Raw genomic sequence first — 13,768 nt, forward strand, 5'->3', positions numbered from 1 at the left:
ATACCCTGCTGAACTTTGCTTCCGGCTGTTTGCGCAATGCTGTCGGAGCCAAGATACGCTGCAGCTGGTGCGGCATGTCGGATAGTTCGCCGCGTCAGGCATTGGCGATGTCCGATAACCCAAGCAGGAGACCTCGACCGAATCATGGCAACGGCAACTTACCAGTCCAGAGATCGCGAGACTGAAAATGTAGTCCTCGTTCCTTTCGCGAGAGCGCATCTGGAAGGCGCTCTGAGGCTCTCGCAGGAGATGTCTTGGCCCTACCGAATCGAGGACTGGGATTTCGCGTTGCAGCTGGGCCATGGATTCGTTCTGCAGTGCGCCGGTGTGGTGGTCGGGACCGCGCTCTGGTGGCCTTACGGCGATACCCATGCTTCCGCCGGAATGATCATCGTCGCGAAAGCTGTTCAGGGACGCGGTTACGGGGCGCGACTGATGGACGCGCTGCTGGCGGCGGCACGACCACGGATCATCACGCTGAATTCGACTGCCGAAGGAATGACGCTTTATGAGCGCCGCGGCTTCGCCAGCATCGGAGTCCTGCACCAGCATCACGGCATTCCCACGCAGCGCGGCGACGTGCCGCCGCTCGGAGACGTCAGACCGATGGTTCCATCGGACCTTGGGGCGGTCGTGGGTCTCGATCACGGGGCCACCGGCTGGACGAGGCGCGAGATGCTGAACCGGCTGACCGAGGTCGGCGACGGCTATGTCCTCCTACGTGACGGCACACTCCGCGGCTACGCCATCTCGCGCCGTTTCGGTCGCGGGCATGTCGTCGGTCCCGTCGTCGCCGAAAATCCCATCGATGCGCGCGCGTTGATCGAGGCGGCGCTTGCGCGGCTCGGGAATGTTTTCGTCCGGATCGACACCTCGGCGTCCTCGCAGCTCGGGGACTGGCTCGAGAGCATCGGCCTGGAGCAGGTCAGCGACGCCACGACGATGGTCCTCGGGGCACAGATGCCATCGACCGGGCCGGCGCGCACGTTCGCGGTCGCCAACCAGTCCTTCGGCTAAAGCGCGATGAGATCAGGATGAATCATCATCGCGCTTTAGGTTGTTGTTTGAGCATGATCTTTTCGGAAAACCGCTTCGCACTTTTCCGGATCATGCTTTAGGAGACATCCAGATGCAACGCTGGGAGATGCGCGGAATGGATATCCAGGACGCCGGGCGGCCTGAGATAGCCGCGACGGTCGGCGCATTGGCGACGCCGGCCCTCCTGCTCGACAAAGATCGGCTTGATCGCAACCTCGCCCGTCTGTCCTCTCGCATGGGCGCGCGGGGTGTCGTGCTGCGCCCTCACATGAAAACCGCGAAATCCATCGACGTCGCCCAGCGCGTCCATCTCTCCGGGCCGGGGCCGATCACCGTCTCAACCTTGGCAGAGGCGGAGTACTTCGCGCGGCACGGTTTTCGGGACATGACTTATGCCGTAGGTCTGGCACCGCACACCGCTGAGAGGGCGATGCGTCTCCGGAAAGCGGGCATCGACCTCAAGGTGCTGCTCGATTCGGCCGAACAGGCGACGACGCTCGGCGCGGCCGGGCGCGCCGCTGGTGTGACGCCGTCCACCTTCATCGAGATCGACTGCGACGGTCACCGGGGCGGGCTGACGGCCACCGACCCCAAGCTCATCGCCGTCGCGGCAGCCCTGGCCGAGGCCGGCGTCAAGCTCGCCGGCATTCTCACCCATGCCGGCGAGTCCTACAGCCTTTGTGCGCCGGAGGCCCTTTTCGCGGCTGCGGAGAACGAAAGGGCCGTGGCTGTGGCCGCGGCGGAGACGTTGCGGGCGGCGGGGCATGAATGCCCGGTCGTGAGCGTCGGTTCGACGCCGACCGCCCATTTCGCTGAAGACCTGACCGGCGTTACGGAGATGCGAGCCGGCGTCTACATGTTTTTTGATCTGGTGATGCACGGTGTCGGTGTCTGCACCACCGACGACATCGCGATCTCGGTTCTTGCCACCGTTATCGGCACGAAGCCGGAGAAGGGCTGGATCTTGGTCGATGCGGGGTGGATGGCGCTGTCGCGCGATCGCGGCACTGCGGCACAGCGGGTCGACCAAGCTTACGGTCTTGTCTGCGATCTGTCCGGCCAACTCTATCCGGACCTGATCGTCGCGCAGGCGAGCCAGGAGCACGGCATCCTCGCCATCAGGTCCGGATCGGCTGCAACCCTCCCGCATATCCCGATCGGCGCGAAGGTCAGGATCCTGCCCAATCACGCCTGCGCGACGGCGTCGCAGCACGAGCTGTACAATGTCGTCTCCGCGGGAAGTGACGCAATCGAAGCTCGGTGGCCGCGAATGCGCGGCTGGTAGGTTCTCAAACAGAGGGGGGTCGCCGCGACGTGCGGATACCCAGCATTCAGATAACGCGAGATTCGGAGCCGGTATGAAGCTCACATCCTATTGGCTGGACACATCGCAGCCATTCACGCGCGCCACCGCAGGACCGGTGCAGGGCATCTGCGACGTTGCGGTGATCGGCGGCGGCCTGACCGGTTCTTCGGCGACTCTGGCTCTCGCCAAAAAGGGCGCGCGTGTCGTGCTCCTCGAAGCCGAGACGATCGGGCATGCGGCGTCCGGCCGGAACGGCGGCATGTGCAACAACGGGTTCGCTCAGGATTACGGCACGCTCTCGGCCAGGCTTGGTAAGGACGTCGCCGACCGGCTCTACCGGTCCTTCGACGCCGGGGTCGATACGGTCGAGCGCCTGGTGGCGGAAGAGAAGATCGACTGCAGCTTCGCGCGCGTCGGCAAGATCAAGCTTGCAGCTAAACCTGAGCACTATGACAAGCTGGCGCGCAGCCAGGAATTGCTCGCGGCCAATGTCGATCCCGACACGGCGATGGTGAGCCGTGCCGATCTGGCCGGCGAGGTGGGATCGGAGCGTTATTACGGCGGGCTGATCTACCGCAAGAGCGCCGGCATGCACGTTGGCCGCTTCGTCCGCGGCCTTGCGGACGCAGCGGCACGGCGCGGCGTCGAAATCCACGAGCATACGCCGATGACGGGCCTGCGCCCCGCCGCGGGCGGAGGCCACGAGATCGAAACACCGAAGGGCCGGCTGCGGGCCTCGCAGGTTCTGTTGGCGAGCGGCACCTCGCATACGGGGCCGCTGGGTTGGATTCGACGCCGGATCGTGCCGGTGGGCGCCTTCCTGATCGTCACCGAGCCCTTGCCGACAGCGACGCTCGATCGGCTCCTGCCGCGCCGCCGAATGGCGGTCGATACGAAGAACCTGGTCAACTACTTCCGGACCACACCCGACAATCGGCTGCTCTTCGGTGGCCGCGCTCGCTTCGCGATCTCCAATCCCGCCTCAGACGAGAAGAGCGGTGCGATCTTGCAGGCTGCGCTGCACGATGTCTTTCCCGAGCTTCGCGCCGCGCGCATCGATTATTGCTGGGGCGGAATGGTGGACATGACGCGCGACCGGCTGCCGCGCGCCGGCGAACGCAACGGCATCTACTATTCCATGGGCTACAGCGGCCACGGCACCCAGATGTCGACGCTGATGGGAACGATCATGGCGGACGTCATGGACGGGCGCACCGAGCTCAATCCTTGGAAGAACTTCGCTTGGCCGGCCATTCCGGGCCATCTCGGTCCCCCCTGGTTCCTGCCGCTGGTCGGCGCCTATTACCGGATCAAGGATCGCTTCCAATGACCTCGGCCGTTCGACACCTGACGGAAGCCGGCTTCCTCGGCAAATTCTACATCGACGGAGAATGGCGCAGGCCGAGCGGATCGGAGACGGCAGCCGTCATCAACCCGGCAACCGAGCAACCGATCGCCGAGATCGCGCTCGGCAATGAGAAGGACGTAGACCTCGCCGTTGCCGCCGCCAGGCAAGCCTTCGCCGGCTGGTCTCGTAAGCCAGCGGCAGAGCGGGCGGCGCTGCTCGACCGGGTCCATGGTTTGATCCTCAAGCGGCTCGAGCTGTTCGCGCAGACCATCACGAGTGAGATGGGAGCCGCGGTCACCTATGCGCGCCGCGCCCAGGTGCCGCTGGCCGCCGAACATATCCGCGTCGCGCGCGACAATCTCGCGACCTATTCTTTCGTCAGCCCGCGCGGCAGCACCGCCATCATGCGCGAGCCGATCGGCGTCTGCGGCCTCATCACCCCTTGGAACTGGCCTCTCTACCAGGTCACAGCCAAGGTCGGTCCGGCGCTCGCGGCGGGCTGCACGGTGGTGTTGAAGCCGAGCGAATTGTCGCCGCTGAGTGCCTTGCTGTTCGCCGAGGTGATGGACGATGCCGGCTGTCCACCCGGCGTTTTTAACCTCGTCAACGGGACAGGTCCAATCGTGGGCGCCGGTCTGGCGTCGCATTCGCAGGTGGACATGATCTCGATCACCGGCTCGACCCGCGCCGGGGTTCTCGTTGCGCAAGCAGCGGCGCCCACCGTCAAGCGCGTCGCCCAGGAACTCGGCGGCAAGTCGCCGAACATCATTCTGCCGGATGCCGAGCTGAGCCGGGTCGTTCCACTCGGCGTCGGCGCCGCCTTCCGCAATCTCGGCCAATCCTGCAGCGCGCCCACGCGCATGCTTGTGTCCCGATCGCAGATGGCGGAGGTCGAGGTTCTCGCCGCGGCGGCTGCTTCCGAAATGGCGGTCGGCGATCCGCTAGCGGAATATACCACCCATGGTCCGATCGCCAACCGGCCGCAGTTCGAGCGCATCCAGACCATGATCGGCGTCGGCCTGGAAGAGGGCGCCAAGCTTGTCACCGGCGGGCGAGGGCGACCCGACCACCTTCAGATCGGCCTCTATGCGCGGCCGACGATCTTCTCGAACGTCCGTCGCGACATGAGGATTGCGCACGAGGAGATCTTCGGCCCGGTACTGTCGATCATCCCCTACGATACGGTCGACGAGGCGGTCGAGATCGCCAATGACACTGTCTACGGCCTCGGCGCCCATGTTCAGGGCACCGATATGGAGACAGTGCGGAAAGTGGCTGGGCAGATCCGGTCCGGTCAGGTCCATCTCAACTATCCCGACTGGGACCCGAACGCACCTTTTGGCGGATACAAGCGTTCCGGCAACGGCCGGGAGTATGGCCTTGAGGGCATGGAAGAATATCTCGAGACCAAGGCCGTTCTCGGATTCTACCGATAATACGTCATCTCTAGGACGAACCGTTCGAAATCAGGCTGCCGCATGTCGGCGGCCGATTCGCGCAGCTTGCATGCGATGGCTGAGTTGGCGGGCTTTAAGGTCGGCTCATTCTGGCCCGTCCTCTCTGGGGAGGGGCGCGGGAACGTGGTGAGACGTCGGCTACAAGACGTGATGAAGCGGACCGAGCGGGGTCTTGATGGCGACATTTCGTTTTGCTGAGATATCGCGCTCGGCGGTCACGTGCTGCTGGAGCATCCAGGGAGAAGGAAGCGCGAGATGAAGATGATCAAGGGACCGGCGATATTCCTCGCTCAGTTCACGGCCGATGCGGCGCCGTTCAACTCCTTCGACGCGATCTGCGAATGGGCTGCCTCGCTCGGCTATGAGGGGATTCAGATCCCGAGCTGGGACGGGCGACTCTTCGACCTCAACAAGGCCTCGGAGTCCCAGGACTATGCCGATGAGGTGAAGGCGACAGCGGCCGAACACGGCCTTTCCATCACCGAACTCTCGACCCATCTTCAGGGCCAGCTCGTCGCCGTGCATCCGGCTTATGACGCAGCATTCGACGGCTTCGCCGTGCCGGAGGTGCGCGGCAATCCCAAGGCACGCACCGAGTGGGCCGTCGACCAGGTCAAGCGCGCAATTCGCGCCTCAGGACGCCTCGGGCTCACGGCGCAGGCGACCTTCTCCGGCGCGTTGGCCTGGCCCTATGTCTATCCCTGGCCGCAGCGTCCAGCCGGCCTGATCGAGGCCGCCTTCGACGAGCTCGCCAGCCGATGGCGGCCAATCCTCGACTATGCGGACGAGCACGGTGTCGATCTCGCTTATGAGATCCACCCCGGCGAGGACCTTCACGACGGCGTCTCCTATGAGATGTTTCTCGATCGGGTGAAGGGTCACAAGCGCGCGAACTTGCTCTATGACCCGTCGCACTTCGTGCTGCAGCAGCTCGACTATCTCGACTACATCGACATCTACCACGAGCGGATCAAAGCCTTCCACGTCAAGGATGCCGAGTTCAACCCGACGGGCCGCCAAGGCGTCTATGGCGGGTTCCAGAGCTGGGTCGATCGTGCCGGCCGCTTTCGCTCGCCAGGCGATGGACAGATCGATTTCGGCGCGATCTTCTCGAAGCTCACGCAGTACGACTACGACAGCTGGGCGGTGCTGGAATGGGAATGCGCGCTGAAGCATCCCGAGCAGGGCGCGCGCGAGGGCGCCGAATTCATCAAAAGGCACATCATTCGGGTGACCGAGAAGTCGTTCGACGATTTCGCGGGCTCCGGCGCTGAGGACCGGATGAACCGCAAGATGCTTGGCATCTCCTAGCGAGGAACAAGAAATGATTATTGAGGCAAGCAGTGGGGGCGGCGGTCATGGTCGTATCCGGCTAGGCATGGTCGGCGGTGGCCAGGGGGCTTTTATCGGCGCCGTTCATCGTGCTGCCGCGCGTATCGACGACCAATTTGTGCTGACGGCCGGTGCGTTGGCGTCGGATTCGGCGCGAGCAAAAGCCTCGGCGCGGGAGCTCGGTATCGCCGACGACCGCGCCTATGCCTCCTTCGAAGAGATGGCGAAGGCGGAGGGCGCGCGCCCGGACGGCATCGAGGTGGTCTCGATCGTGACCCCCAACCACCTGCACGCCCCGGTCGCCAAGGCGTTCCTTGAAGCCGGCATCCACGTCATCTGCGACAAACCGCTCACGAGGAGCCTCGCCGAGGCAGAGGAACTGGTGGAGTTGGTCAGGAAGACGGGCAAGGTTTTCGTCGTGACTCACAACTACACGGGCTATCCCATGGTCCGACAGGCCCGCGCCATGGTGGCGAACGGTGATCTCGGCGAGATCCGGCTCGTTCAGGCCGAATATCTGCAGGATTGGTTGACCGAGCGGTTGGAAGCAAGCGGCCATAAGCAGGCCGCGTGGCGCACGGACCCGACCCGTTCCGGGGCAGGCGGGTGCATTGGCGATATCGGCACTCACGCCTACAATCTCGCTTGCTTCGTCACCGGCCTCGAGCTTGAGGAGCTGCTCGCCCAACTTTCGACCTTCGTCGGCGGCCGGCGTCTCGATGATGATGTCCAGATCCTCCTCAAATGGAAGGGCGGTGCCAAAGGGATGCTTTGGGCGAGCCAGGTCGCGGTCGGCAATGAGAACGGCCTGACGCTGCGCGTCTATGGGACCAAGGGCGGGCTCGAATGGGCACAAGAAAATCCGAACTATCTCTGGTTCACGCGTTACGGGCAGCCCAGGCAGCTCCTGACCCGCGGCGGCGCCGGCGCGTTGGTTGAGGCGGACCGCGTTACCCGCGTGCCAGCGGGGCACCCCGAGGGGTATCTTGAGGGCTTTGCAACGATCTATGCTGAGGCAGCGCGCGCCATTCGCGCGGCACTGGCCGGCAAAGCACCGGATCCGGCGGTGATTTGCCCCACCGTGGAGGATGGCCTCGCCGGCATGAAATTCATCGACGCCGCGGTGAATTCGTCTGCAAGCAATGGCACCTGGGTTCGAATGACGTAGATGCCGACGCTTCTCTTGAGCTGATCCTGGCTCCATAGCGGCCGATCACGTCTTGCGACGGGTTTGACGGCTGGCCAAGCTTCAGCTCGATGCAGGCCGGCTTGACACTCGCCGCCGACGTTCTCATTATGTTCCGTCAAGAGTTTCCTCGAAACGTGAGGGACGAAAGGTCGGATGGCGACGACAGCCACCATCCTCCATGCGGATCTGGACGCCTTTTATGCTTCGGTAGAGCAGCTGCTTGACCCTTCATTGCGCGGCAAAGCCATTGCCGTCGGCGGCGGAGTTGTGCTTGCCGCGTCCTACGAGGCTAAGGCGTTCGGGGTCCGCGGAGGGATGCCGGGACGGCGAGCGCGCGAGCTCTGTCCGCAACTCACTTTTGTGAGCGGGCATTTTAAGGAATATCGGCGACTGGGCGACGCCGCCATCACGCTGATCGGCGACTACACGCCTTTGGTGGAGCGGATTTCCATCGACGAGGCCTTCGCCGACGTTGCTGGCTGCACCCATCTGTTTGGTCCACCCGACGAAATTGCGAGGACAATCCGCCAACGCGTTCGGGCTGAACTCGGCCTTCCGATTTCGGTCGGCGTGGCTCGCACCAAACATCTTGCAAAGATTGCCTCGCAAGTGGCCAAGCCCGATGGGCTGGTGGTCGTCGATCCTGACAGAGAGTTGCAATTCCTTCACCATCTGCCGGTCGAGCTGATGTGGGGAGTTGGTCCGGTCACAAAAGCGCGGCTCGCCGAGATCGGCGTCCTCACAATCGGAGAATTGGCAAAGACACCGGGAGGCTCGCTTGAGCGGCTACTCGGTCCTGCGGCGGGAGAGAAGTTTGCGGCGCTGGCGTGGAATCGTGATCCACGCGACGTCAAGGTCCATCGCCGTGCCCGATCGGCGGGAGCACAATCGGCGATCGGCAGGAAGCCTGCCGAAGAGCGAGTTTTTCGACCAACCCTGCTGCACCTTGCAGACCGAATCGGCACCCGGCTTCGGGCCAAGGGCAGGCTGGGCCGAACCGTGACGGTCCGGATTCGCTTCGCCGGCCTGAACTCAGCTACGCGCTCGGTAACGCTCGACGCGCCTATCTCGGCGACCATGATCCTTGCCGAACTCGCCGAGGACCTGGTGCGCGCCGTCCTCGCAGATCACCCTGACGAGAAGACAATTTCGCTCCTCGCGATCTCCGTCTCGCATCTCGAGGAGAACTGGGATCTTGAGCTGGAGCTTCCGCTTGGGCTTCGAGATGAACCGCACCGCCCCGGCAGCAAAATAGGCATGGCGCGTTGGGCGGCCGACCGTGCGGTCGATAAAATCCGCGATCGTTTTGGATGGGATGCCATCGGATATGGCTCCGTGGCGCTGGGCATCTCGCGTTCGGTTCCTGATGAGTTTCGCAAGCTCGCCGAAAAGGACCTGTGATGGTCACGGGAAAATTAATGGCGCATGCGATTCCGACTCGCTGCCGCTGCCCGCCACTCAGTTCGCACGAATGGCGAGCGGCGAAAGACGGATTCAAGCTGACGGCCGTCAACGTGGCCGCTATGGCCGCGCTGCGCGCTTTGTTGAGTTATATGAGCTCCATCGCCCGCGGCTGGCCGGATTGGGCATTCTTCGAGTTGGCGTAAATCGTAGAGGCCATCGGCAGGATATCCGGCACATCGGACGAGCTGCCGCTCACAAGGCTGACCCATTGTGCCTTGCGACTTTCGAGTCCATTCATCGGTGGCTGGAACACGCCCTCTTTGGCAGCGTCAGTGATGTCCTGGATTTGCTTCTCCACGGTGTTCAGTTCTGACGCCAAGGTTCACCGTTCGAACGTCGTTCGCGATTGAGCCGGTTTGTCTCTTCTGCGTAGGCGCGCATCGCCTCTGCAAGCATCTTCGGCGCCATCATTCGGTCCTTCGACCCGGCCAGAACGCGCCGTTCGAGTTCTTCACGCGGAATGGTCCGGCCGTTCGAGAAAGAGCGTTAGCTATGTGCGCTTGTTGATGATCGCCGGTCCGCACTTAACCTGCCCGCGGAAAATCGTGTCATTCCATAGCTCTCCGGCCGGTGACAGCTTTCATCATTGAGTGTCTTGGCAATCGAGCGCGGACTGATGTCCTTCGCGAAATCGCGGAAAAATGCGACCGGCCCGATGTTGCCAAGACGGCGTGACCGCTGTCGCGCTGGCGGTTAGAGCGAAGAGAATATCTTTCGCGGACCCGGGCTATCAGTGAGCCGTAACAAGATCGTGAGGGGCCGATGAAATTGCAATGCGTCGCCAGTCTTAGACTTCGGTTGGATCGCAGAAGATCTGTTGAAGCGAGAGCGTACCAAAAGGAACATCATGAAACTCACCGGTCGCACAATCCTCATAACCGGAGGATCCGCAGGCATCGGACTTGCCTTCGCGTTGAAGTTTTCTGATCTAGGCAACGAGGTCATAGTGACCGGTCGCCGCCAGGCCACGCTGGATCAGGTCAAAGCGAAACATCCCAAGCTTTACACAGTTCAGAGCGACGTTGCCGACCCAGCTCAGATTGCGATCCTCGCGGCGCGGGTAAAGGCGGACTTTCCAAGGCTCGACGTGTTGATGAACAATGCAGGTATCAGCCACTATAGGAATCTCAAAAGTACGGCCGCCGACCTTGTCGGCTTAACCGACGAGCTAGATGTTAACGTGGGCGGGATCATTCGGATGACCTCGGCACTCATGGACGTCCTGAAGGCCAACAAGGGGACTCTGATCAACGTGTCGTCCGCGCTTGCGTTCGTGCCGCTGCCTTGCTTGCCGATCTATTGTGCGACCAAGGCGGCGATCCACTCCTACACTCAATCGCTCCGCTTCCAGTTGGAGGACACCGGCGTAGAGGTCATTGAGCTCATGCCTCCGGCGGTGAAAACCGATATGACCTCTGACCTTCGCGAGGACGACGGCATTGCGCTGATCACCACGGAGGAACTGGTGAGCCAGTCGTTCGGGTTCCTTAAGGTGGGCGCCACCGAGATCCGCCCTGGACAATCGAAGCAGCTTGCCCTCATGCGACGCATTGCTCCGAACTTCATCAATGGGCAGCTCTGGAAAGCATCGAAAAAGCTCGTTCCGGCAAGCGCAAATGAGTCCCTGCCACCCGTCACGCGTGGGGTCGGCGTGCACGGTCGCCCTGGCGGCGCCCACGAACGCGGCCCGGCAGCCTCAGGCAGAGTCCGATGAGGATACAAGGAGGGCTTCAGGTTGATGGAGGACCTGAGCGACGCTTTGCGCTTGGCAGTCGGCCGCGCAATCGAGCGAACAAGAGAGCACGTTGAACGTCGATCACTCCTGGTCGTCGGGCCGTCTTACATCTGGGACGAGCAGCCGTGACAAGTTCGACACATGAAGGAGGATAGGATGCTTCCATTGACGGGAAAGAAGGTCATCGTGATCGGCGGGAGCCAGGGAGTCGGGCGGCGGATTGCGGAAGAGGCGCACGGGAGCGGCGCACGGGTCTTGGCCGTGGCACGGCGTGAAGCCCCGCTCCACCGCCTCGCGGAAGAGGTGCCTGGAATGGAAGTTCTTGCGCTTGATGCAGCCGACGCGACCGCGCCTTCGAAGGCATTCGGAGTGCTAGAACCCGATGTCCTGGTGTTGTGTGCTGGGGCGCATCCGACGACCTTGCCACTCTACAAGCAAAGCTGGCAAGAGTTTACCGTAAATTGGGAAAGCGACGTAAAAATCGCATTCCATTTCTGCAAAGCGGCGCTGTCGCGACCTCTCGCTGCTGGAGCGCTCGTGCTTCTTGTCTCGAGCGGAGCCGCGCTCGCTGGGTCGCCGCTAACCGGAGGGTATGCCGGCGCCAAACGCACGCAGATATTCATCGCCAACTACAGCCAGAAGGAGTCGGATCGCCTTGGTCTTGGCTTACGTTTCTTTGCGCTCGCACCGCGGATCATGCCGGACACCGAGTTCGGAAAGCATGCCGTGGCCGGATATTCCGGCTATCTGGGCATATCGGAAGTGGACTTCATTCGCAGCATGGACTCTCCGCCGACCTCGTCGGACGCGGCGCGTGTTGCCATCGAGCTGGTGATCAATCCGGATAGATTTAAGGAGCGGGTGTTTATTGTGTCCAGTAAGGGCATCGAAGCTGTACCGTCGTGATGCGCCCCTTGAAATGATGCAAGGAAGGCCAATATCGAGTCCGATGACAGCGGCAGAACCACCAACTCAGAGGACGGCGTCGGAGCGGTCGACCAAGGCGTTCGAGCAGCTTGCCGAACCATTTCGCCGCGAATTGAGATTGCATTGTTACCGCATGCTAGGATCTCTGCACGAAGCAGAAGACCTTGTGCAGGAGACGTATCTGCGGGCTTGGCGAAGTTTCGACAACCTCGAGGAACGAGGTTCGCTTCGCGCATGGCTGTATCAAATCGCGACCAATGCCTGCCTCGACGCGCTGGAAAGGCGCAAGAACATCCGGCGTTGGCTCCCCGACCAACGAGTGCCCGCCACTGCTGAGCTTCCGGACGGCGTACCAGTACGTGACGTGCCCTGGCTTGAACCTTACCCGACCTCGAGCCTGGAAGGCCTCATTGACGAGGCACCGAATCCGGAAGCACGCTATGCTTCGCGCGAAGCCGTGCAATTGGCCTTCGTCGCGGCCATCCAGCAGCTATCTCCACGCCAGCGCGCGGCGCTCCTGCTTTGTGATGTGCTCGGTTGGGCGCCGGCCGAAGCGGCTACTCTGCTCGGCGGTTCGACGGTTTCGATAAATAGTGTCCTTCAGCGCGCGCGCGAAACGCTGGTTCGGCGTTATCCTGACGGCCGGCCGCCGGTTTCAGCCCGACCGAACGCCGCGCAGAAAGAACTTCTCGGCCGCTATTTACGCGCTTGGGAAGCGCTCGACGTCGACGGCTTTGTTGCGCTTTTGAAGGAAGATGCGACGTACACGATGCCGCCGTTGCCGCAATGGTACGCAGGACGGCAGACGATCCGCGGCTTCTTTGAGTGGGCATGGAAATTTTACGATAGTTACCGCCTGGTCCCCATCGGGGCCAATGGACAACCTGCTTTCGCTGCCTACTCCCGCGCCCGTGAGGGCGAGCCTTGGGTCGCGCATTCCCTTCACGTGCTCTCGCTCGACCACGACCTGGTTCAGGCATTGACTCTTTTCGTGAAGCCAGAAGCTCAGCGATTGTTTCAGCGCTTCGACCTGCCGCTCAGTGTGCCCGGTCGGGTTGCTATCGCCTGATCTTGTCCTGGTCGACTTGGATGTCAGCCTCAGCGGCGACGTACGCGGCATGCCTGAAGTCCCGAATTTTGGCGACCTTGCCCGCCGACCAGCCGAGCAATATGAAGTATTTCGGCCTTGCGCCGGGGATCGCCGTCGGGTCGAGCACCAGGATGGCCGGACGGCCCTCGACGAGGCCCGGTACGAAGTGCCAGTCATTGATCTTGGCGTAGTTGCCGAAGTAGCGGGACACCTCGGCTTTGCCGTTCAGCCGGGACCTGTTCACCAGATCGAGCTTGACGTCCTCGGCAATCATGGCGCGGATCGCATCGAAGTCACGCGCATTGAAATGGTCGACATAGTTGGCGAGCCGCGTGCGGTCGGCCGCCGATAGACGCGGACGCGGGGCATCCTCGGGTTCCTCAGCAAGTTCGCGCAGCATCGTGCGCCCGCGATGCAGCGCGCCTTTTACCGCGGGCAGTCTTAAATCCATGATATCGCAGATCTCCTGAAGCGAGCAGCCGAGCACGTCCATCAGGATCACGCTGGCGCGTTGGCCAACCGGCAGACGCATGAAGGTGCGCAGGCTGGTCGCTGCAATCTGGCGGCTTGCGACGGCATCGATCTCGTCGACAATCATGTCCACCTCCTGAGGCGAATGCAGGGCCTCCTGCCGGTTGCGACGGCGCAGGAAATCGAGCGCCGTGTTGTGGGCGATCCGGAACAGCCAGCCTTCCGGATTGCGGATCGGGCCGGCCGTGGAGGCCGCCTCCACAGCCTTCATCAGCGCGTCCTGCAACACGTCTTCCCCGTCGATGACGGATCCGACCATGCGCGCGCAATAGCGGTGCAGCCGCGGCCGCATGGCGAGCAGGATCGCCGGAATGTCGTCTGCTGCGACTTCCTGAGCCGAATTCATCATGC

Annotated in this window: 12 protein-coding genes; 10 read left to right on the top strand and 2 right to left on the bottom strand. The window is 62.6% G+C overall.

Features of this window, described 5'->3' with window-relative positions; all coding sequences use genetic code 11:
- The first annotated feature begins 144 nt into the window (after positions 1-144).
- The 7 genes from QCM77_RS15595 (at position 145) to dinB (ending at position 9,071) form a co-directional block, all read left to right on the top strand.
- Positions 145-1,017 (top strand): GNAT family N-acetyltransferase, encoded by an 873-nt coding sequence (locus QCM77_RS15595; RefSeq protein WP_279684158.1) that lies wholly within the window; start codon positions 145-147, stop codon positions 1,015-1,017.
- A gap of 136 nt (positions 1,018-1,153) precedes the next feature.
- Positions 1,154-2,323 (top strand): alanine racemase, encoded by a 1,170-nt coding sequence (locus tag QCM77_RS15600; protein ID WP_279684159.1) that lies wholly within the window; start codon positions 1,154-1,156, stop codon positions 2,321-2,323.
- Between the two features lie 73 nt (positions 2,324-2,396).
- Positions 2,397-3,674, top strand: coding sequence for an NAD(P)/FAD-dependent oxidoreductase (locus QCM77_RS15605; protein ID WP_279684160.1), 1,278 nt, complete (start codon positions 2,397-2,399; stop codon positions 3,672-3,674).
- A complete protein-coding gene (locus tag QCM77_RS15610) occupies positions 3,671-5,128 on the top strand; it encodes an aldehyde dehydrogenase family protein (RefSeq protein WP_279684161.1) in 1,458 nt (485 codons plus the stop codon). Before QCM77_RS15605 ends, QCM77_RS15610 begins: the two co-directional genes overlap by 4 nt.
- 276 nt (positions 5,129-5,404) lie before the next feature.
- Positions 5,405-6,460 (top strand): sugar phosphate isomerase/epimerase family protein, encoded by a 1,056-nt coding sequence (locus tag QCM77_RS15615; RefSeq protein WP_279684162.1) that lies wholly within the window; start codon positions 5,405-5,407, stop codon positions 6,458-6,460.
- A gap of 13 nt (positions 6,461-6,473) precedes the next feature.
- Positions 6,474-7,649, top strand: coding sequence for a Gfo/Idh/MocA family protein (locus QCM77_RS15620; RefSeq protein WP_279684163.1), 1,176 nt, complete (start codon positions 6,474-6,476; stop codon positions 7,647-7,649).
- 174 nt (positions 7,650-7,823) lie between these two features.
- Complete coding sequence (gene dinB / locus QCM77_RS15625) at positions 7,824-9,071, top strand: DNA polymerase IV (protein ID WP_279659678.1); 1,248 nt, start codon at positions 7,824-7,826, stop codon at positions 9,069-9,071.
- 148 nt (positions 9,072-9,219) lie between these two features.
- On the opposite strand, the gene QCM77_RS15630 is transcribed toward dinB, so the two are convergent.
- Positions 9,220-9,453, bottom strand: a complete 234-nt coding sequence (locus QCM77_RS15630) for a hypothetical protein (protein WP_279659677.1) — start codon at positions 9,451-9,453, stop codon at positions 9,220-9,222.
- A gap of 528 nt (positions 9,454-9,981) precedes the next feature.
- Between QCM77_RS15630 and QCM77_RS15635 the strand changes: the two genes are divergently transcribed.
- The 3 genes from QCM77_RS15635 (at position 9,982) to QCM77_RS15645 (ending at position 12,865) form a co-directional block, all read left to right on the top strand.
- Positions 9,982-10,848 (top strand): SDR family oxidoreductase, encoded by an 867-nt coding sequence (locus QCM77_RS15635; protein WP_279659676.1) that lies wholly within the window; start codon positions 9,982-9,984, stop codon positions 10,846-10,848.
- Positions 10,849-11,025: 177 nt separating this feature from the next.
- The gene (locus QCM77_RS15640) at positions 11,026-11,775 is read left to right on the top strand and encodes an SDR family NAD(P)-dependent oxidoreductase (protein ID WP_279659675.1); all 750 of its coding nucleotides are present in this window, start codon (positions 11,026-11,028) and stop codon (positions 11,773-11,775) included.
- Positions 11,776-11,818: 43 nt separating this feature from the next.
- Positions 11,819-12,865: a sigma-70 family RNA polymerase sigma factor gene (locus QCM77_RS15645; protein ID WP_279684164.1), complete on the top strand. Its 1,047-nt coding sequence runs from the start codon at positions 11,819-11,821 to the stop codon at positions 12,863-12,865.
- Here QCM77_RS15645 and QCM77_RS15650 read toward each other — a convergent pair.
- A complete protein-coding gene (locus QCM77_RS15650; RefSeq protein WP_279684198.1) occupies positions 12,855-13,763 on the bottom strand; it encodes a sigma-70 family RNA polymerase sigma factor in 909 nt (302 codons plus the stop codon). The two genes, QCM77_RS15645 and QCM77_RS15650, sit on opposite strands and share 11 nt — an antisense overlap.
- Between the last annotated feature and the right edge of the window lie 5 nt (positions 13,764-13,768).

Source organism: Bradyrhizobium nivariense (assembly GCF_029846695.2).
GTDB lineage: Bacteria > Pseudomonadota > Alphaproteobacteria > Rhizobiales > Xanthobacteraceae > Bradyrhizobium.